Raw genomic sequence first — 18,925 nt, 5'->3', positions numbered from 1 at the left:
GGGGGAGTACGCCGGTCAGGATCTGGTGGCCCGGCACGGCGCGGTCGCCGAGCCGGCCCCGGAGCGGCTCGCGCCGCGTCCCGTGCGCTGCGCGAGCCGGTGCGCGACGCGGGCCCGCGCGATGAGGATCGGTGCCGGACAGCGCACGTAGAGCAGCCACGACACCCACAGCGTGCCGCTGATCAGCGCCATCCCCGCCACCGCGTCCAGGACGTAGTGGTTGGCGGTGGACAGGATGACGAACACGGTCGTCGCGGGGTACAGCACGCCGAGGATCTTGGCCCACAGCTGCGACGCCAGCCTGACCAGGATGATCCCGCACCACAGCGCCCAGCCGGCGTGCATCGACGGCATCGCCGCGTACTGGTTGGTCAGGCTCCCGGACGCGTCGCTGGCGTACAGGCCGAGCGAGTGCAGCGCGGTCACCGGGTCGACGAAGCCCTCGCTGTGCAGGAACCTCGGCGGGGCGAGCGGGTACTGCCAGAAGCCGATCAGCGCCACCCCGGTGGCGATCATGATGGACGCGCGGAGCCACCGGTAGTGCTGCGGCCGGTAGCGGTACAGCCAGACGACGACGCCGATCGTCACGATGAAGTGCATCGTGGCGTAGAAGATGTTGGCGGTGCGCGCCAGCCACGGGACGGCCAGCAGCGTCTGGTTGAGGTGCAGCTCAACGTCCAGCCCCAGGTGGCGTTCGAGGCGCAGGACGTCGTCGGCGTGGGCGAACGCCGGGCCGGTGCCGTCCTGAACCAGAACGATGCGCGTCAGCGTATATCCGGTGTAGAACAGCACGACCAGCAGGAGCTCACGCCAGACCGGTGGCGCGGTGAGCACCCGGCGCCGCATCCTTGCGACGGCCTGGCCTCTGCGGGCTGCTGGGGGGGCGGGTTGAGCCATGCTACCTATCTTTGCCTCAGGGCCCCCTGAATGAGATCACCGCAATGAATGGTCTTCGTCTCAGCCTTGAGTAGTACGACCCTGATGCGGCATCCGGACTTTCGGGGGAGGGGCCTCGGGGACGCCGGACCGATACCGCCGCGCTCCCTCCTCGTGTGGAGCCTATGGAGTTGATCAGGAGTCAGCATAGAAGGCCCTGGGTAGGTCGTGATCGCCCCCCGTGAGACGAACGGAGGGACGAATGGCCAGATTCTGGGCCATACCCGGCATTGTGGTGGTCTTCGCCACCGCGCTGGCCGTTTCCGGACTGATCTCCCTCGCCGGGACGAGCGGACTCCGGAGCACGACCGCGGGCGTCACCCGCGCGGCGGCCGGCACGGCTCCGGCGCCGCCCGCCGTCCCGGCCGCGGTCCGGCCCCCGGCCTGGAAGCGCTGCACCGGCCTGCCGTCGCCGCCGCCGGGGGGCCCGCCGGCCCCGGCCGGCATCCGCTGTGCGACGCTCCGGGTGCCGCTCGACTACACCCGGCCGTCCGGTCCGGAGATCGGCCTCGCGCTCGTCAAGGTGCCGGCGACCGGACGGCGCGGACGCGCCGGCTCGCTGCTGTTCAACTTCGGCGGACCCGGCGGCGAGGGCGTCGGCACCCTCGCCCGCACCGCCGGCGAGTACGCCGCCCTCCGCGCCGGGTACGACCTGATCGGCTTCGACCCCCGCGGCGTCGGGCGCAGCACCCCCGTGCGGTGCTCGGACGACCGGCGGCTTGACGCGCTCGCCGCCCTGGACGACACCCCCGACACCGCCGCCGAGGAGACCGCGTACATCGACGGCCGCGCCGGCTTCGTGCGCGAGTGCGCGAAGCGTTCCGGCGGCCTGCTGCCCTACGTCGGCACCGTGAACGCCGCCCGCGACATGGAGGCGATCCGGGTCGCGCTCGGCGAGGAGAAGCTGAACTACTTCGGCGTCTCCTACGGCACCCGGCTCGGCGCCGGCTACGCCCACCGGTTCCCCGGCAGGGTCGGGCGGGCCGTCCTCGACGGCGCCGTCGACACCGGGATCGGCACCGCGGACCTCGCGCTCCAGCAGTCCGCCGCGTTCCAGCGCGCCCTCGGCGACTTCGCCGCCGCCTGCGCCCGGCTCGGCCGCAAGGCGTGCCCGCTCGGCACGGACGGGCCGGCGGTCGCCGCGTCCGTCCGCCGGATCCTCGCGGGCCTCGACCGGAAGCCGCTCCGCGCCGCGTCCGGGCGGAAGCTCACCCAGAGCCTCGGCACGACCGGCGTCGCCGGCGCCCTGTACTCCCGGGACGCCTGGCCGTACCTCGCCCAGGGCCTGGTGGACGCGGCGAAACGCCGCGACGGGACGCTGCTGCTGATGCTCGCCGACGTCCGGAACGGCCGGGCGCAGGACGGGACCTACGATGACCAGGCCGCCGCCGGCACCGCCATCACCTGCGCCGACACCACCGACCGCTACACGCCCGCCGACGTCCGCCGCCTCCTGCCGGCGTTCCGCGACGCCTCACCGGTCTTCGGGGAGTCCATGGCGTGGGGCCTGCTCCAGTGCACCGGCTGGCCGGTGCCGGGCGACGGCGCGGCGCGCGAGGTGTCGGCCCCGTCCGCCGCGCCGATCCTCGTCATCGGCACCACCGGCGACCCGGCCACCCCGTACGCGTGGGCGCCCGCGCTCACGAAGGCGCTCGGCGGGCGCGCCGCGCTCCTCACCTACAAGGGCGAGGGGCACGGCGCCTACGACACCGGCGACTCCTGCGTCCGCTCGGCCGTGCACGCCTACCTCCTGCGCGGCCGGCTGCCGGCCGCGGGCGCGACCTGCGGCTAGACGACCTGAACGACCTTCTTCGGCTCCCGGAGGGCCTCGCCGACCGTGCAGTACCGCTCGTGGACGCGCGCCGCCACCGCCTTCAGGACGTCCCCGGCCTTCTCGTCGCCCTCGGGGAGCTCCACGTCGTAGGTGACCGTGATCGTGCCCAGCGTGCTCGTCGCGACCTTGTCGGCCTGGACGGTCGCGGCGAGCCGCGCCATCCGGTGCCCGCGCTGCGCGGTCAGCGGCTCCACGGTGACCAGCTCGCAGCCGCCGAGCGCCGCCAGCAGCAGCTCGACCGGCGTGAAGACGCCCTCGGCGTCCCCGTCCCCGATGGCGACCTTCGCGCCCCGCGCGTTGACGGCCTGGAACCCGTCCTCGGTCCGCTCGACCCTGACCTCGGCCATGACATCCCCTTTGATCGTCCGATCTCGCCGACGTGAACACGGCGCCCCCACGCGTTCTTCCCTGCCCGACCGGGGGCGTTCGGCGAGGAAGAGCCGGTATTCAGAGGATCTGCGGCGATCGCCGGGTGGCCGTCCGAGTCCACACCATCATCGTTTCGGGGGGACCGATGGGGCACGTCGAGACACGCGACGGCACGAGATCTACGACAGGACCGGGGCAAGGGCCGGCCGGTGGTCTTCATGTCCCGGGGACGTGACGGGCCCGGGGCCGGACGCCGGGCCCGGCGCTAGGTCCCGAGCCGTTCCTGCTCCTCCGCGACGATCTGCCGCGCGAGGGCCTGCTCGGAGACGTCCACCGCGTCCGGCGTCTGCTCGGCCAGATCGCTGCGGCGGGCGTACTCGTCGAAGAGCATGCTCTTGACCTGGAGGATCTCCAGCATCCGCTCGTCCACGCCGCCGGGCGTCAGCAGCCGGTGCACCTGGACCGTCCGCACCTGCCCCATCCGGTGAGCGCGGGCGACCGCCTGCGTCTCCATGGTCGGCTTCACCTGCGGCTCGCAGAGGATCACCACGGACGCGGCCTGCAGGTTGAGGCCGACCCCGCCCGCCTGGATCTGCGCCAGCAGGACGGCGTGCCCGGGGTCGGCGGTGAACGCGTCCACGATCTCCTGCCGGCGCTCCGGCGGCGTCGCGCCCGAGATCGGCCCGCGCGCCCGCGGGCCGAGCGCGCCCTGGACGGCGGCCAGCACGTCCCGGAAGTAGGAGAAGACCACCACCTTCAGGTCGTTGGCCTCGGCCTCCTCGACCAGCTCCACCAGCCGGCCGAGCTTGGCCGACTTCTTCGGGACGGCGTACGCGGCCCGGCGCATCGCCATGAAGTTGCCGGCCGCCACCGCCCGCCGGTAGGCCGCCGCGTCGGCCCGGCTGAACTCCTCCAGCTCGTCCACGTGCACGACCTCGGGCAGCTCGACGAGCACGTCCCGCTGGTTGCGGCGCAGGTAGACCGGCGCGACCGCCGACCGGAACGCCCGCGCGCCCATCGCCGCGTCGCTCGGCCGGACCCGCTCGGCCACCTCGGGCCGCAGATGCGCGACCAGGCTCCGGAACTCCTCGACCCGGTTCTCCATCGGGGTGCCGGTCAGGAAGAGGACGCGCTCGGTCCGCCCGCACCAGCGGGCGACGGCCTGCGCGCGGCGCGTCTCGTGGTTCTTCGCGTAGTGCGCCTCGTCCACCACGAACATGCCGACCCGCAGGTCGGGCGGGACGTCCAGTGAGTGCAGCGTGGACAGCGTCGTCACGGCGACGCCGCCGTCCCCGGCCCACTTCCGCAGCGCCGCCGCGCGCCCCGGGCCGTGCAGCGGATGCGCCGCCACCGTGCTGCGCGTCTCGATCTCCCGCACCCAGTTGATCAGCACGCTCGCCGGGCACGCCACGAGGAAGTGCGTCGCCCCCTCGGCCCGCAGGTGGGCGATGGCGGCGATCGCCTGGATCGTCTTGCCCAGCCCCATCTCGTCGCCCAGGATCACCCGCCGCTGGACGAGCGCGAACCGCGCCCCGAACGACTGGTAGCCGCGCAGCGACACCCGCCGGAACGCGTCGTCGAGCGGCTGCGCCTTCACCCGCGCCGCGAGATCGCCCGGCAGGAACCCCTCGGCGGCGCCCCGCTCGGGATCCAGCGCCGCCAGCTCGGCCAGCAGGGTCTGGTAGTCGGACGCGCGCAGCTCGAAGTCGATCCACGCCTCGTCAGGGGAGGCGTCGGGGCGCAGCAGGTCGACCGACGCCTGCGAGATCAGCAGCCGGGCGTCCCGCCGCTCCTCGGCCCGGAGGGCCTCCGCGAGCTCGCCGACCGCCTCCCGCGCCCGCTCCCGCTTCGCCGGCCCCGCGAGGATCCGCCGCCACCACGACCCGGCGGGCCGCGCGTCGTGCACCAGCGGCGCGAACCGCTCGTCCACCTCCTCGGCGGCGGCGCGGGCCCGCGGCAGCTCCGGCCCCGCGTTCACCAGCCGGTGCAGCGCGACGACGACGGGCGTCATCGCCTCGTCCCGCCGCTCGACGTCGACCCGCACCGTCGCCGACCGCTCCGCCGCCTCCGCCAGGCTGGCCGCCGCCGCGTGGAGCTGCCGCGCGGTCTGCGGCCCGATGCCCGGCAGCAGCTGGAGCCGGTACGGGGTCGCCACCAGGACGTCCGCGACGCTCGCGAACCCCGCCTCCTCCAGCGGGCCGAGGCGCAGGCGGCCGTCCGTGACGTCCTTCAGCCGCGTGAGCGGGATCGACCCGAGCTGCTCGCGCGCCGCCTCGGACCGCAGCGGCGCCAGCGCCGCGTGCACCGCGCCGAGGGCGCGCCGGTGGTCGGCGATCAGATCGCGCGCCGCGCCGAGCAGCGCGTACCCGCCTCGCAGGACGTCCTTGGCCGCGTCCGTCATCCCGTTCCCTCGCCGATCCACTCGTCCACCGTGCCAGGCGTCACCGGCCGGTGCACCCGGACGACTCCGGGCCGCCCCGATCCGTGCGCGCGGCCGATCGTCCGCCCGGCCGACTCGTGGAGGCCGAACGGCTCGTCCGGGCTCCCGTGCACGAGCCGATGGAGCGCGGCGACGAGCGGCTCCGCCGCCTCGTCCCGCGGGCGGATCCCGGGCAGCGGGTCCGCCGGCGGCGGCGGCGCGGGCGCCGCCGGCGCGTCGGCGCACACCTGCCGGCACTCGGCCGGCAGTCCGCGCGCCGCGCGCCGCGGCGCCTCGATGTCCCGCAGGACACGCCTGACGTGATCCGGCATCTCGCCCTCCGGCGGACATAATGCCAGCGGCCCGTGACGAAACGCGGCACAGTCAGGAACCCGCGGACCGCTCGTCCCGGATGACCCGCGCGGGGTCGTCCGCCACCCGCTCGTCCACGGTGCCCGGCGCCACCAGCCTGTGCACGAGCAGCGGCCCCGCCCGTCCCGCCCCGTGGACGCGGCCGATCATCGCGGCCGCGAGGTCCGGATCCTCCTGCGGCTCGCAGACGATCACCATGGACGCGCCGCGCGGGTCCAGGCCGTCCACCCCGATCTCGGCCGGCAGGACGGCGTGCCCCGACGCGGCGGCGAACGCGTCCGCGATCTCCCGCCGCCGGCCGGGCGGGGTCCCGGCGGTCACGGGCGCGAACGTCCCGAGGGCCTCCCGGACGGCGTCCAGCACCTCCGGGAAGCCGGGCAGGACCACGACCTTGCCGCCGTCGGCGGCGGCCTCCCCGATCAGCGCCCGCATCCGCCTGAGCTTGGCGGACGTCTTCGGGACCGGAACGTCCTTGAGCCGCTCCCGAGCCGCCGCCCGCCGCAGGTGCGCGGCCGCCGCGGCCGCTTCCGCGGACATCCGCCGATTGTCGGACAGCAGTCCATGTGCGGCATGCCGCAGTGCCTCGATGTCCCGCAGGACGCGTCCGGCCTGACCCCTCATGCCGCCCTCCAGCCACATGATCCCAGTCCCGCACCCCAGCCGGCGAACCGAGTTCACGGTGCAGGGGTGGGGAGCCGGCCGCCGAGCATGAGCAGGGGTGCCGGTGAACTCGGTGAGATCTGGTCGTGGCGGTGGCGCAGGCCCTTGATGCGGGCCGCGTCGTCCGGCGGCCAGTCGCGGGGGACGAGGAAGAGGCGCAGTGCGCGCGGAACAGAGGCGGAACCACGAAGAGGCGCGCTGACGTAGTGCCACGTCAGCGCGCCTCTCGGGCCTGCTAGATGTCGTAGTAGAGCTCGAACTCGTGGGGGTGCGGGCGGAGCCGGATCGGGTCGATCTCGAACTCGTTCTTCATCGTGATCCAGGTCTCGATGAGGTCGGGGGTGAAGACGCCGCCCTCAAGGAGGTAGTCGTGGTCGGCCTCCAGGGCCGCGAGGACCTCGGGAAGGCTGCCGGGGACCTGCGGGATGGCGCGGGCCTCCTCGGGCGGCAGCTCGTAGAGGTCCTTGTCGACCGGCTCGGCGGGCTCGATCTTGTTGCGGATGCCGTCCAGGCCGGCCATGAGCATGGCGGAGAACGCCAGGTACGGGTTGCAGGACGGGTCCGGGACGCGGAACTCGACGCGCTTGGCCTTCGGGTTCGAGCCCGTGATCGGGATGCGGATGCAGGCCGAGCGGTTGCGCTGGGAGTACACCAGGTTGACCGGGGCCTCGAAGCCGGGGACGAGGCGGTGGTAGCTGTTCACGGTCGGGTTCGTGAAGGCCAGCAGGGACGGGGCGTGCTTCAGCAGGCCGCCGATGTAGTAGCGGGCGTTGTCGGACAGGCCCGCGTAGCCGACCTCGTCGTAGAAGAGGGGCGAGCCGTCCTTCCAGAGGGACTGGTGGCAGTGCATCCCGGAGCCGTTGTCGCCGAAGATCGGCTTCGGCATGAACGTGACGGTCTTGCCCGCGGCGCGCGCGACGTTCTTGACGATGTACTTGTAGAGCAGCAGCTGGTCGGCCGTCTTCAGCAGCGTGTCGAAGCGGAAGTCGATCTCGGCCTGGCCCGCGGTGCCGACCTCGTGGTGCTGCATCTCGACGTGGATGCCCACGTTGAGGAGCTGCGACACCATCTCCGAGCGGAGGTCGGTGTAATGGTCCATCGGCGGGACGGGGAAGTAGCCGCCCTTGTAGGGGGGTTTGGCGCCGAGGTTGCCGCCCGCCTCCTCGCGGCCGGTGTTCCAGGCGCCCTCGACCGAGTCGAGGTAGTAGTAGCCGGCGTTCTGCTTCGTCTCGAAGCGGACGTCGTCGAAGATGTAGAACTCGGCCTCGGGGCCGAAGTAGCAGGTGTCGGCGATGCCGGTGCCGCGCAGGTAGTCCTGCGCCTTCTTCGCCACGTTGCGCGGGTCGCGGCTGTACGGCTCGCCCGTCAGCGGGTCGTGGACGAAGAAGTTCAGGTTGAGGGTCTTGTGCTGCCGGAACGGGTCGACGACGGCGGTGGTCGGGTCCGGGAGGAGGAGCATGTCCGACTCGTGGATCTCCTGGAAGCCGCGGACGGACGACCCGTCGAACATCAGCCCCTCGGTGAAGACGCTCTCGCCGAAACTCTCCACCGGGAACGTGAAGTGCTGCATCTTGCCGGGCAGGTCCACGAAACGGCAGTCGACGAATCGCACACCCTCGTTCCTGATGTAGCTCAGGACCTCTTCGGCGCTGCTGAACATCCGGCCTCCTCAGGGCACATCTCGGCTTCTGGAAAAGCTACGGCGGCGCCGTTTCCCGGCGGTGTCCCATATGTTTCCGCTGTGTTACGCGTCACTCCCGGCCGGTGGAGGGGAGGCGCGGCGGAACCCCTCGCGGGACGGGATAGCGTAGGGGCCATGAGCGGTGGTAAGGGCCGGGCGGCCGGTCCCCGGTGGACGCAGACGTGGCTGAGCGGGGCGGGAGCGGCGGGCGCCGATCTCGGCCGGCCCGGCGAGCGGCTCGGGCTGCCGGAGAGCGGCAGCGGCGCCGTCGCCTCCTACGGCCGGCGGCTCGTCGCGCTGTTCGTCGACTGGGCCCTGTCGATGCTCGTCGCGAGCCTGCTGGCGCGCGCGTTCGGCTGGGACCCGGCGGAGCGCAGCACGTGGACGCTGCTCATCTTCGGGCTGCAGGCCTGGGTGCTGACCGCGCTCCTCGGCGTGACGATCGGCAAGCGGCTCTGCGGCATCCGCGTCATGCGGCTGGACGGGCGGCCGTTCGTCGGGCTCGGCCGGAGCCTCGCCAGGACGGCGCTGATCCTCCTCGTCCTGCCCGCGCTGTTCTGGGACCGCGACTACCGGGGCCTGCACGACCGCGCCGGCGGCACGGTCGTCGTCAACATCTAGATCGTCGTCAGCAGCGAGGCGCGCACGAGAAGGCGCCCCCGCGGGGGCGCCGTCCTCACCCGTCCTCTCACCGCATCTTCGGCTTCGGGCCCCGCGGCATCTTCGCGCCCTTCGGGATCGGGCCCTTCGGCATCTGCATCGACCGGGGGAGCGCCTGGAGCCGGTCGTTCAGCTCCGACACCTGGCCCTTGTTGAGGTTGCGGGGAAGCTTCATCAGGTGGCGCTGCAGCCTGTCCACCGGGATCTGGCCCTCGTCGTCGCCGACCTGCACGTCGTAGATCGGGACCTGCTGGGCGGCGCGGGAGATGCGCTTCTTCTCGGCGCCGAGCAGCGGGCCGACCCGGTTGCGAGGGCCCTCCGACACCAGGATCACGCCGGGGCGCCCCACCGCGCGGTGCACCATGTCGAGGTTGCGGTTGCCGCTGACCGCCTCGGTCACCGTCCAGTTGCCGCGCATGTTCTTCAGGATCGCGGCGGCCGCGCCCGGTTGCCCCGCGATCACCTTGTACTGCGCGCGCTGCGCCAGCTGGCCGAAGACGATCATGCCGACCGCGAGCGCCGCGAGGACGGCCAGCGGCACGAAGAACCACAGCTGGCCGGCGATCAGCCCGATGACGATGACGACGACCAGAGTGCCGATCGCGGACGCGAACACGATCGGCAGGGCCTTCGGGTCGGCCTGGCGGAGCACCTGGGCGACCATGCGGATCTGCTTGAGACGGCCCGGACGCTCCTGGGCACCGTCCGTGGGCTTTTTCGACATGAATCCAAGGATAGTCGGGTCAGCCGCCTGACCCGACAACCCCCGCTAAGCGCGCGCCTCGATCGCCTGCTTGTAAAGGCGTCCGGCGCGGTAGCTGGACCGGACGAGCGGCCCCGACATGACGCCCGCGAAGCCGATCTCCTCCGCCTCCGCCGACAGTTCGACGAACTCCTCCGGCTTCACCCACCGCTCGACCGGGTGGTGGCGCGGGCTCGGCCGCAGGTACTGGGTGATCGTGACCAGCTCGCAGCCGGCCTCGTGCAGGTCGCGCAGCGCCTGCGAGACCTCCTCGCGGGTCTCGCCCATGCCGAGGATCAGGTTCGACTTGGTGACGAGGCCGTCCTCGCGGGCCTTGGTGAGGACCTCCAGGGAGCGCTCGTAGCGGAACCCGGGCCGGATCCGCTTGAAGATCCGCGGGACGGTCTCCACGTTGTGGGCCAGGACCTCCGGCCGGGACGAGAAGACCTCGGCGAGCTGCTCCGGCACGTTGTTGAAGTCGGGGATGAGCAGCTCGACGCCGCAGCCGGGGATCGCCGCGTGGATCTGCCGGACGGTCTCGGCGTACAGCCAGGCGCCGCCGTCCTCCAGGTCGTCGCGGGCGACGCCGGTGACGGTCGCGTACTTCAGCCCCATCGTGGCGACGGACTCGGCGACGCGGCGCGGCTCGTCGCGGTCGAGCGCCTGCGGCCTGCCGGTGTCGATCTGGCAGAAGTCGCAGCGCCGGGTGCACTGGTCGCCGCCGATGAGGAACGTGGCCTCCCGGTCCTCCCAGCATTCGTAGATGTTGGGGCAGCCGGCCTCCTGGCACACCGTGTGCAGGCCCTCGGACTTCACCAGCCCGCTGAGCTCGCGGTACTGCGGGCCCATCTTCAGCCGCGTCTTGATCCAGTCGGGCTTGCGCTCGATCGGCGTCTGGCTGTTGCGCGCCTCGACGCGCAGGAGCTTGCGCCCCTCGGGTGTCACCGTCGTCACGCGTCCCAGACTACGTCGCGATCTACGGTGCCGGCACACCGGCCGACGGGGCCTCAAAGCCGTATCGGAGCGATCTCGAACGTATGACAGTACCCCGATCGCGCAGCCGATTCGCGTGTTTCGGACGTGCTCGACAGTGGATCTCTCTAGGGTGACTCCCTGTCGTCACGCAACAGCGTCAGCAGGAGGACCACCGTGGGTCTGGCAATGTCGTACCTCAGGGTGCCGCCCGTGCTGGAGGGGGAGCCCGATCCGGGTCGGATCGCCCGCCACGTCTTCGGTGACGCGAACTGGCGCCGGCGCGGCGCCGCGGAGCTGTTCGAGCTCGGCTGGGCGTGGCAGGCGATGCACTACCTCGTCACCGGCGACCCGTGGGAGGGGCGGCAGCCCGAGGCGGACGTCGTGTGCGGCGGCCGGCTCCTCACCGAGGACGGCGCCGACGAACTGGGCATGGACGTCATCTACCTCGCGCCCGACCGGGTCAAGCCGACCGCCGACCACCTGACCGCGACGCCGTTCGGGAAGGTCGCCGGGCGGTACGACCCGGCGGCGATGGGCCGGGCCGGGGTGCAGGACGCGGGCAGGCTCGACGGCGCCGCCCGCGACAAGCTCTTCCGGCCCGCCTACGAGGGACTGACGGCGTTCTTCCAGGCGGCCGCCGCCGAGGGCCAGTCCGTCTACAAGGTCATGGCCTGAGGCGGGCCTGGAGTCTCCCGCCGGGCGGACCCTCCCGTCAGACGCCCAGCTGGGCCGTGGTGCGGTGGAACGTCTCCGCCGCCCCCAGCGCCGCGGCGAGGTGCCGCTCCACCAGCGGGACGACCTCGGCGACGGCGACGTCCCGGCCGAGCTCCCGGCTGAGGTTCGTCGACCCGACGTCCTTGATCCCGCACGGGACGATCCGGTCGAACCAGCCGAGGTCGTTGTCGCAGTTGAGCATGAAGCCGTGCATCGTCACGCCGCGCGCCACCCGGATCCCGATGGAGCCGATCTTGCGGTCCGGGGCGCCCGGCACCCACAGGCCGCTGCGCCCCTCCACGGTCGCGGTCTTCAGGCCGAGGTCGGCGCAGACGTCCATCATCATCTGCTCCAGCAGCCGCACGTAGCCGACGACGTCGACGGGGTCGGGCAGCCGGAGGATCGGGTAGCCGGTGAGCTGCCCCGGACCGTGCCAGGTGATCTTGCCGCCGCGGTCGACGTCGATGACCGGCGCCCCCGGGTCGCCGAACGGCCGGTCCAGCGCCTCCGTCCGCTTGCCCGCCGTGTACACCGGCTCGTGCTCCAGCAGCAGGACGGTGTCCGGGACGGCGTCGTCCACCCGCAGCGCGTGGGTGCGCTTCTGCAGCTCCCACCCCTCCGGGTAGGGGACGGCCGCCGTGCCGAACCCCGCGTGCACCACCACCAGCTCGCGTACGTCCACATCGCTCACCCGGCCAGCTTATGCCGCGAACCGGCCGGATGGACGTCAGAGTGCGGCGAGCAGGCGCGGCTCCAGCCGGGTCTCCTTCGCCGTCCCCGGCCCGTCCGGTTCGACGCGGTAGGCGCCCGCCTCCTGCCGGTAGGCGACCGCCTGGACGAACTCGGTGCCCACGTAGTGCAGGCCGACCGACTCGTCGGCCGCGTACCCGCCCGGCAGCGTCCCCTCGCCGACGAGCTGCTGCAGCAGCGGGCGCCGCTGCGGGTCGCTTTCGTAGTGGACGCCGCACGAGTACGGCAGCAGGCCGAGGCCGTCGGTCAGCGGCGTGAGCCGCGGCCCGAACGAGTCGGTGTTGCCGCCGACGTGCCAGCACAGCGCGCCCGCGCTCTGCCCGGACAGCACGACCCCCTCCTGCCACGCCTCCCGCATGATCTCGTCGAGGCCGTGCAGCCGCCACAGCGCGAGCAGGTTCGCGACGCTGCCGCCCGACACGTAGACGAGGTCCTGGGTGAGCAGGTGCGCCCGGACGTCCGCGATGTTCGGCATCGGGAACAGCGCCAGATGGCTGACCTCGGCGTCCATCGAGGCGAACGCGGTGTAGAAGCGCGCGATGTAGGCGTCGCCGTCGCCGACCGCCGTGGTCAGGAAGCAGACCCGGGGGCGGTCCTGCCCGGTCAGGTCGAACGCGTAGCGCAGCAGCGGGCTGGGCGCGAGCCCCTGCCTGCCGTCCGGTACGAAGCTGCCCCCGCCGATCGCGAGGATGTGCGGCTGTCCGTCGGTGCTCATTCACTCTCCTCTTGAGCCGGGCTGTGTCCCAATGTCACCGTATGGCTACCGAATGGGGCCGGCCGGGACTTTGACGAATCTTGGGGCTCACAGGACGGCGGCGAGAGCCTCCTCGATCCGCTCGTGCGCGAACCGGAACCCCGCGTCCGCCAGGCGGCGCGGCAGGACCCGCTGGCTGATCAGCGGCCCCTCGTCGGCGAACCCGCGCAGCGCCGCCCGCAGCGCGAACCGCGGCACCGCCAGCCGCGCCGGCCGGTGCAGGGCGCGGCCGAGCGCCCTCGTGTACGTCTCGTTCGTCACCGGGTTCGGCGCGGTGAGGTTGACCGGACCGTCGAGCTCGTGGTCGATGAGGAACCGCAGCGCGGCGACCTGGTCGGCGATGGAGATCCAGCTCGTCCACTGGCGGCCGTCGCCCAGCGTGCCGCCCAGCCCGAGCCTGAACAGCGGCAGCGTGCGGCCGAGGATCCCGCCCGCGCGGGTCAGCACGATGCCGGTCCGCGGGTGGACGACCCGGACGCCCGCCTCCCGCGCGGGCGTGGCCGCGGCCTCCCAGTCGCGGACGAGCGCCGCGAGGAACCCCTGGCCCATGGGGGTCTTCTCGTCGGCCTCGTGGCCGCCGGTGTCGCCGTAGTAGCCGATCGCCGACCCGCAGACGAGGACGCGGGGCCGCGGCTGCGCCGCCGCGATCGCCTCCGCGAGGGTCCGGGTGCCGACGATGCGGCTGTCCCTGATCCTGCGCTTGTAGGCGTTCGTCCACGGCCGGTCGCCGATCCCGGCGCCCGCCAGGTGGACGACGGCGTCCGCGCCCTCCAGGGAGTCCTTGTCGACGCACCCGTCCGCCGGGGACCAGCGCGCCTCGTCGTCCCGCGCCGGCTCGCGCCGGACCAGCCGGACGACGTCGTGGCCGTCCTCCCGCAGCGACTGCACCAGCGCCGAGCCGATGAGGCCCGACGAGCCCGTGACGGTGACCCTCATACCCCCAGCCTAGGCCGACGGCGCCGGCGGTCGCTGAGAATCTCAACGCGGTCCCGCGTTTCCCCGGACGCGCGGAGCCCCGCCGGCCATGTGGCACGGCGGCGCTCCGACGCGAGCAGACGCGACTCAGAGGCCGAGTTCTCCGCCGGGGGACGCCCTCCGCGCCCCCGGGCCGACGGCCTCGGCTTGTGCCCGACTCCGTCTACAAGCCGAGATCGGCCTCGAAGTTGCCCTCCTCCAGGCGGTGCTTGATCGTGGCGAGGAAGCGGGCGGCGTCCGCGCCGTCGATCAGGCGGTGGTCGTAGGTCAGCGCCAGGTAGACCATCGACCGGACCGCGATGACCTCGCCGAGCTGCGGGTCGTCGATGACGGCCGGGCGCTTCACCACGGCGCCGGTGCCGAGCATGCCGACCTGCGGCTGGTTGAGGATCGGGGTGTCGAACAGCGCGCCGCGGCTGCCGGTGTTGGTCAGCGTGAACGTACCGCCGGCCAGCTCGTCCGGGCTGACGTTGCCGCCGCGGGTGCGGTCGGCGAGGTCGGCGATCCGCTGCGCGAGGCCGCCGAGGTTCAGCTGGCCCGCGTTGTGCACGACCGGGACCATCAGGCCGCGCTCGGGGACGTCCACCGCGATGCCGAGGTTCTCGACGTCGTGGTAGGTGACCTCGTTGGTCTCGCTGTTGATGACCGCGTTCAGCTTCGGGTGCGCCTTGAGCGCCTCGACCGCCGCCTGTGCGAAGAACGGCAGGAACGACAGCTTGACGCCCTCGCGGGCCTGGAAGTCGGCCTTCGCCTGCTCCCGCAGTCGCGCGATCTTGGTGATGTCCACCTCGACCACGGTGGTGAGCTGCGCCGACACCTGCAGCGACTCGACCATGCGGCGGGAGATCGTCTGCCGCATCCGGGACATCTTCTCGGTGTGGCCGCGCAGCGCGAGCTGCTCGGCCGGGGCGCCCGCGGGTGCGGGTGCGGCGTGCCGGCCGGCCGGGGCCTGCGGCGCGGCCGGGGCCGGGGCCGGGGCCGGGGCGGCGGCCTGCTGCTGGGCGGCCTGCTGCGCCGCGCGGGCGGCCTCCAGGACGTCCTGCTTGCGGATGCGGCCGCCGACGCCGGTGCCCTTCACCGTGCCGAGGTCGACGTCGTGCTCGGCGGCGAGCTTGCGCACCAGCGGCGTGACGTACGGGCCGTCGCCGGACGGGGCCTCGGGCTGCGCCTGCCCGGCCGGGGCCGGCGCGGGCGCCTGCGGGGCGGGCTGCTGCGGCGCCTGCTGCGGCGGGGCGGGCTGCGGGGCCGGGGCGGGGGCCGGCGGCGCGGGGGGCTGCTGCTGAGCGGGCGGCGGCCACGCGGCGGGCGGCGGCGCCTGCTGCTGGGCCTGCTGCTGCGGAGCCTCCTGCGGGGGAGCCTCCTGCGGTGCAGCCTCCTGCCGCGGCGGAGCGGGCGCCTCCTGCGCGGCGGGGGCGCCGCCGCCGGACGGCGCGTCGCCCTCGTCGCCGATGACGGCCAGCTCCGCGCCGACCTCGACGGTCTCGTCCTCGGCGACGGTGATGCTGGTCAGGATGCCCGAGGCGGGCGAGGGGATCTCGGTGTCGACCTTGTCGGTGGACACCTCGAGGAGCGGCTCGTCGGTCTCGACGCGCTCACCCTCCTTCTTGAGCCAGCGGGTGACGGTGCCCTCGGTGACGCTCTCGCCGAGCTGGGGCATGGTGACGGAGACCGGCATGTCTCAGCGACTCCTTCGTATTACTTGTGCGGCGTTCAGCCGTGCACGTGCAGTGGTTTGCCGGCGAGGGCGAGGTGGGCCTCGCCGACCGCCTCGGACTGGGTCGGGTGGGGGTGGATCAGCTGGGCGACCTCACCCGGCAGGGCCTCCCAGTTGTAGATGAGCTGGCCCTCCGCGATGAGCTCGCCGACGCGCGCGCCGACCATGTGGAGGCCGAGGACGGGGCCGTCGACGGACGCGATCACCTTGACCTCGCCCTGCGTCCCCAGGATCTTGCTCTTGGGGTTGCCGGCCAGGTCGTAGGTGAACTCCTTGATCTGGTGCCCGCGCTCGCGGGCCACCGCGGACGTGATGCCGACCGAGGCGACCTCGGGGTCGGAGTAGGTGATGCGGGGCACGCCGTCGTAGTCGATCGGCGGCGGGGTGAGCCCGCTCAGCCGCTCGGCGACGAGGATGCCCTCGGCGAAGCCGACGTGCGCGAGCTGCGGCGTCGGGATCAGGTCGCCGACCGCCGAGATCGTGGGGACGTTCGTCCGGCAGTACTCGTCGACCTTGACGAATCCGCGCTCGGTCTCGACGCCGGCCTCGGCCAGGCCGATGCCGTCGGAGACCGGGCCGCGCCCCACCGCGACGAGCAGCAGCTCGGCGTCGACGGTCGTGCCGCCTTCGAGGGTGACGGAGATGCCGCCCTGCGTCGTCTTGGCGCTCTCGAACCGGGTGCCGAGCTCGAACTTGATGCCGCGCTTGCGGAACGCGCGCTCCAGCCGCTTGGAGCTGGACTCCTCCTCCTGCGGCAGCAGGTGGGGCAGCGCCTCCACGATCGTGACCTCGGCGCCGAACGAGCGCCACACGCTGGCGAACTCCACGCCGATGACGCCGCCGCCGAGGACGACGACCGAGCCCGGGACGTGCTCCAGCCGCAGCGCGTGGTCGCTGGAGATGACGCGCTCGCCGTCGATCTCCAGGCCGGGCAGCGACTTCGGCTGCGACCCGGTGCCGATAACGATGTGCCCGCCCTCGATCGCGGTGGTGCCGCCGCCGGGCGCGGTGACCTCGACCGTGGTCGGGCCCGTCAGCCGCCCGGTGCCGTGCACGACCTCGATGCCCCGGGACTTGATCAGCCCGGTGAGGCCCTTCACGGTCGTCGAGACGACCTTGTCCTTGTAGGCGTTCACGCCGGCGACGTCGATGCCCTCGAACGTGGTCTTCACACCGAACTTCGCCGCCTCGCGGGACTGGTCCGCCACCTCGGCCGCGTGCAGCAGCGCCTTGGTGGGGATGCAGCCTCGGTTGAGGCACGTCCCGCCGAGTGACTCGTCCCGCTCGATGAGCGCGACCGACCTGCCGAGCTCGGCGGCGCGCAGCGCGCACGCGTATCCGCCGCTGCCGGCACCCAGGACGACGATGTCGAAGGGGCCGCTGTTGGCCACTGGACGCTCCCTTTCCCCTGTCGCGGCACCGCGTGGGTCGCGGCGCCCCCTAGCCGTTCGTCAGGGCCGGGCGGGGCGCACCGGTAGCGGGCCCCCGCCGCCATGAGAAACCCTATTCTGCTCTCCGCCAGGTGAAAGCGGGCGGCCCGCTACAGAATTCCCGCGGCGACGTCCTCGGCGATCTGGACGAGCGTGCGGGCCGCGGCGCCGGTGCCGCCCTTCGGCGTGTACCCGTACGCCTCGCCCTTGTTGAAGGACGGGCCCGCGATGTCGAGGTGCGCCCACTTGACGCCGTCCGGCACGAACTCCTTCAGGAACGTCCCGGCGACGAGCATGCCGCCCCAGCGCTCGCCGCTGATGTTGGCGATGTCGGCGACCGCCGAGTCGAGGCCCTTGCGCAGCTCCGCCGGCAGCGGCATGCCCCAGGACGGCTCGCCCGCGCGCTCGGCCGCCGCGACCACCTTCTCGCGGACGCCGTCGTCGTTGGCCATGACGCCGGTGGTCCGGGTGCCGAGCGCGACGAGCTGCGCGCCGGTGAGCGTGGCGACGTCGACGATCAGGTCGGGGGAGTCCTCGCCGGAGCGGACGAGGGCGTCGGCCATGACGAGGCGGCCCTCGGCGTCGGTGTTGAGGACCTCGACGGTCTTGCCGCCGTAGATGCGCAGCACGTCGGACGGGCGCTGCGCGGTGCCGCTCGGCATGTTCTCGGCGATGGCGAGGTAGCCGACCACGTTGACCTTCGGGCCGAGCTTGGCGATCGCGGCGAGCGCGCCGAGCACCGCCGCGGCGCCGCCCATGTCGGACTTCATCCAGTCCATCGCGTCGGTCGGCTTGAGGGACAGGCCGCCGGAGTCGAAGGTGATGCCCTTGCCGACCAGCGCGAGCGTCCGGGACGCCTCGGCGTGGGTGTAGGCGAGCCGGACGAGCCGCGGCGGGTTCACCGAGCCCTGCCCGACGCCCGCGATGCCGCCGTAGCCGCCCTCCACGAGGGCCTTCTCGTCCAGCACCTCGATCGAGAGGCCGGACTCGGCGGCGACCCGCCCCGCCTCGTCGGCGAGGTCCTCGGGCGACAGGTGCGACGGCGGGGTGTTGACCAGGTCGCGGACGAGCTTCACCGACGCGGCGAGGATCCGGGCGCGCTCGACGGCGGCCTCCTCGGCCGCGGGCGCGACCAGCCGGATGTCGGCGACGGGCGCCTTGCGGCCGTCGCCGGTGCGGTAGGCGTCGAAGGAGTAGGCGCCGAGCAGCGCGCCGAGCGCGACGGCCCCGACCTCCTCGGCGGACCCGGCGGGCAGCGCGACCGCGACCCGTCCGGTGCCGGCGAGCGCGCGGACGGCGGCGCCGGCGGCGCGGCGCAGGTCCTCGGCGGTGGGGGCCTCGCCGAGCCCGGCGGCGACGATGACCTTGGCGGTGACGGCGCCGAGCGAGGGCAGCTTGGTGATCTCGCCGGCCTTGCCGGTGGCGCCGAGCGCGGTCAGCGCGTCCGCGAGCCGGCCGTCCATCGCCCGGTCGAGGCCGTCCGCGCCGGCGGCGGGCGCGGCGCCCGCCCCGGCCGGCGAGGCGCCGATCACGATCGCGTCGGCGTCGAGGCCGACCAGGTCTGCGCTGTCAAGGCTGATGCTCGTCACGTAGCCCGATGGTAGTCCTCCCGATGACCGCTTTCGTCCTTTTGGATCAAGCATTGCCCGCACCGGTGGCTCAGTGGACCGGCGGAACGGCGGCCAGCGCGACCAGCGCGGCGGTGCCGGCGACCTCGACGAGGGCGCCGAGGACGTCGCCGGTGACCCCGCCCAGGCGGCGCACCGCGTGCCGGAGCGTCAGGAGGGCGGCGGCCAGGGCGGCGGCCACCGCGGCGAGGGCGTGCACGGCCCCGCCCGTCCCGCCGGCGGCCGCCCCGGCGCCCGCGGCGGCCGCCAGGACGGCGGCCGTGCCCGCCGCGGCGGCGCGCGTGCCGACGGTGCCCGCCACCAGCGCGCCCA

General features: G+C 73.5%; 18 protein-coding genes. 3 read left to right on the top strand and 15 right to left on the bottom strand.

Features of this window, described 5'->3' with window-relative positions:
- Positions 1-15: 15 nt before the first annotated feature.
- Positions 16-834, bottom strand: coding sequence for a phosphatase PAP2 family protein (locus SM611_RS09250; protein WP_371948770.1), 819 nt, complete (start codon positions 832-834; stop codon positions 16-18).
- A 304-nt stretch (positions 835-1,138) separates the two neighbouring features.
- Here SM611_RS09250 and SM611_RS09245 point away from each other — a divergent pair, with 304 nt between their 5' ends.
- Entirely contained in the window at positions 1,139-2,728 is a 1,590-nt protein-coding gene (locus tag SM611_RS09245; RefSeq protein WP_371948769.1) for an alpha/beta hydrolase, read from the top strand.
- On the opposite strand, the gene SM611_RS09240 is transcribed toward SM611_RS09245, so the two are convergent.
- The 5 genes from SM611_RS09240 to glnA form a co-directional block, all read right to left on the bottom strand.
- Positions 2,725-3,117, bottom strand: a complete 393-nt coding sequence (locus SM611_RS09240) for an OsmC family protein (RefSeq protein WP_371948767.1) — start codon at positions 3,115-3,117, stop codon at positions 2,725-2,727. The two genes, SM611_RS09245 and SM611_RS09240, sit on opposite strands and share 4 nt — an antisense overlap.
- Before the next feature lie 287 nt (positions 3,118-3,404).
- A complete protein-coding gene (locus SM611_RS09235) occupies positions 3,405-5,540 on the bottom strand; it encodes a DEAD/DEAH box helicase (protein WP_371948766.1) in 2,136 nt (711 codons plus the stop codon).
- Complete coding sequence (locus SM611_RS09230; RefSeq protein ID WP_371948765.1) at positions 5,537-5,890, bottom strand: hypothetical protein; 354 nt, start codon at positions 5,888-5,890, stop codon at positions 5,537-5,539. The genes SM611_RS09235 and SM611_RS09230 overlap by 4 nt, the downstream gene beginning before the upstream one ends.
- A gap of 52 nt (positions 5,891-5,942) precedes the next feature.
- Positions 5,943-6,467 carry a hypothetical protein gene (locus SM611_RS09225; RefSeq protein WP_371948763.1) on the bottom strand — a complete coding sequence of 175 codons (525 nt, stop codon included), beginning with the start codon at positions 6,465-6,467 and terminating at the stop codon, positions 5,943-5,945.
- Between the two features lie 358 nt (positions 6,468-6,825).
- Positions 6,826-8,250, bottom strand: coding sequence for a type I glutamate--ammonia ligase (gene glnA, locus SM611_RS09220; RefSeq protein ID WP_371948762.1), 1,425 nt, complete (start codon positions 8,248-8,250; stop codon positions 6,826-6,828).
- A 156-nt stretch (positions 8,251-8,406) separates the two neighbouring features.
- Here glnA and SM611_RS09215 point away from each other — a divergent pair, with 156 nt between their 5' ends.
- Complete coding sequence (locus tag SM611_RS09215) at positions 8,407-8,892, top strand: RDD family protein (RefSeq protein WP_371948760.1); 486 nt, start codon at positions 8,407-8,409, stop codon at positions 8,890-8,892.
- A 67-nt stretch (positions 8,893-8,959) separates the two neighbouring features.
- On the opposite strand, the gene SM611_RS09210 is transcribed toward SM611_RS09215, so the two are convergent.
- Both SM611_RS09210 and lipA read right to left on the bottom strand, forming a co-directional pair.
- Complete coding sequence (locus SM611_RS09210; RefSeq protein WP_371948758.1) at positions 8,960-9,655, bottom strand: DUF4191 domain-containing protein; 696 nt, start codon at positions 9,653-9,655, stop codon at positions 8,960-8,962.
- Positions 9,656-9,700: 45 nt separating this feature from the next.
- Positions 9,701-10,627 (bottom strand): lipoyl synthase, encoded by a 927-nt coding sequence (gene lipA, locus SM611_RS09205; protein ID WP_371948757.1) that lies wholly within the window; start codon positions 10,625-10,627, stop codon positions 9,701-9,703.
- A 195-nt stretch (positions 10,628-10,822) separates the two neighbouring features.
- Between lipA and SM611_RS09200 the strand changes: the two genes are divergently transcribed.
- On the top strand, positions 10,823-11,323 hold the full coding sequence (locus SM611_RS09200) for a DUF1877 family protein (protein WP_371948756.1): 501 nt from the start codon (positions 10,823-10,825) through the stop codon (positions 11,321-11,323).
- A gap of 37 nt (positions 11,324-11,360) precedes the next feature.
- Here the strand turns inward: SM611_RS09200 and lipB are convergent, their stop codons facing one another.
- The 7 genes from lipB to SM611_RS09165 form a co-directional block, all read right to left on the bottom strand.
- The gene (gene lipB, locus SM611_RS09195; protein WP_371948754.1) at positions 11,361-12,053 is read right to left on the bottom strand and encodes a lipoyl(octanoyl) transferase LipB; all 693 of its coding nucleotides are present in this window, start codon (positions 12,051-12,053) and stop codon (positions 11,361-11,363) included.
- 36 nt (positions 12,054-12,089) lie between these two features.
- Complete coding sequence (locus tag SM611_RS09190; RefSeq protein WP_371948753.1) at positions 12,090-12,827, bottom strand: Type 1 glutamine amidotransferase-like domain-containing protein; 738 nt, start codon at positions 12,825-12,827, stop codon at positions 12,090-12,092.
- 87 nt (positions 12,828-12,914) lie between these two features.
- The gene (locus SM611_RS09185) at positions 12,915-13,802 is read right to left on the bottom strand and encodes a TIGR01777 family oxidoreductase (protein ID WP_371948752.1); all 888 of its coding nucleotides are present in this window, start codon (positions 13,800-13,802) and stop codon (positions 12,915-12,917) included.
- Between the two features lie 202 nt (positions 13,803-14,004).
- On the bottom strand, positions 14,005-15,516 hold the full coding sequence (gene sucB / locus SM611_RS09180; RefSeq protein WP_371948751.1) for a 2-oxoglutarate dehydrogenase, E2 component, dihydrolipoamide succinyltransferase: 1,512 nt from the start codon (positions 15,514-15,516) through the stop codon (positions 14,005-14,007).
- A 35-nt stretch (positions 15,517-15,551) separates the two neighbouring features.
- Positions 15,552-16,946: a dihydrolipoyl dehydrogenase gene (lpdA, locus tag SM611_RS09175; RefSeq protein WP_371948749.1), complete on the bottom strand. Its 1,395-nt coding sequence runs from the start codon at positions 16,944-16,946 to the stop codon at positions 15,552-15,554.
- A 149-nt stretch (positions 16,947-17,095) separates the two neighbouring features.
- A complete protein-coding gene (locus SM611_RS09170) occupies positions 17,096-18,628 on the bottom strand; it encodes a leucyl aminopeptidase (RefSeq protein ID WP_371948747.1) in 1,533 nt (510 codons plus the stop codon).
- 16 nt (positions 18,629-18,644) lie between these two features.
- On the bottom strand, positions 18,645-18,925 hold a 281-nt coding region (locus tag SM611_RS09165; RefSeq protein ID WP_371948746.1), incomplete at its 5' end, for an adenosylcobinamide-GDP ribazoletransferase.

The organism is Actinomadura monticuli (genome assembly GCF_041463655.1).
Lineage (GTDB): Bacteria > Actinomycetota > Actinomycetes > Streptosporangiales > Streptosporangiaceae > Spirillospora > Spirillospora monticuli.
Note: the sequence above shows the minus strand (reverse complement) of the source record. Positions and strands in the feature narration are given on the sequence as shown.

Coding starts and splice junctions, on each gene's coding strand:
- SM611_RS09245 (WP_371948769.1), top strand. CDS start 1,139: ATGGCCAGATTCTGGGCCATACCCGGCATTGTGGTGGTCTTCGCCACC.
- SM611_RS09240 (WP_371948767.1), bottom strand. CDS start 3,117: ATGGCCGAGGTCAGGGTCGAGCGGACCGAGGACGGGTTCCAGGCCGTC.
- SM611_RS09235 (WP_371948766.1), bottom strand. CDS start 5,540: ATGACGGACGCGGCCAAGGACGTCCTGCGAGGCGGGTACGCGCTGCTC.
- SM611_RS09230 (WP_371948765.1), bottom strand. CDS start 5,890: ATGCCGGATCACGTCAGGCGTGTCCTGCGGGACATCGAGGCGCCGCGG.
- SM611_RS09225 (WP_371948763.1), bottom strand. CDS start 6,467: ATGTCCGCGGAAGCGGCCGCGGCGGCCGCGCACCTGCGGCGGGCGGCG.
- glnA (WP_371948762.1), bottom strand. CDS start 8,250: ATGTTCAGCAGCGCCGAAGAGGTCCTGAGCTACATCAGGAACGAGGGT.
- SM611_RS09215 (WP_371948760.1), top strand. CDS start 8,407: ATGAGCGGTGGTAAGGGCCGGGCGGCCGGTCCCCGGTGGACGCAGACG.
- SM611_RS09210 (WP_371948758.1), bottom strand. CDS start 9,655: ATGTCGAAAAAGCCCACGGACGGTGCCCAGGAGCGTCCGGGCCGTCTC.
- SM611_RS09190 (WP_371948753.1), bottom strand. CDS start 12,827: ATGAGCACCGACGGACAGCCGCACATCCTCGCGATCGGCGGGGGCAGC.
- SM611_RS09185 (WP_371948752.1), bottom strand. CDS start 13,802: ATGAGGGTCACCGTCACGGGCTCGTCGGGCCTCATCGGCTCGGCGCTG.
- sucB (WP_371948751.1), bottom strand. CDS start 15,516: ATGCCGGTCTCCGTCACCATGCCCCAGCTCGGCGAGAGCGTCACCGAG.
- SM611_RS09170 (WP_371948747.1), bottom strand. CDS start 18,628: ATGCTTGATCCAAAAGGACGAAAGCGGTCATCGGGAGGACTACCATCG.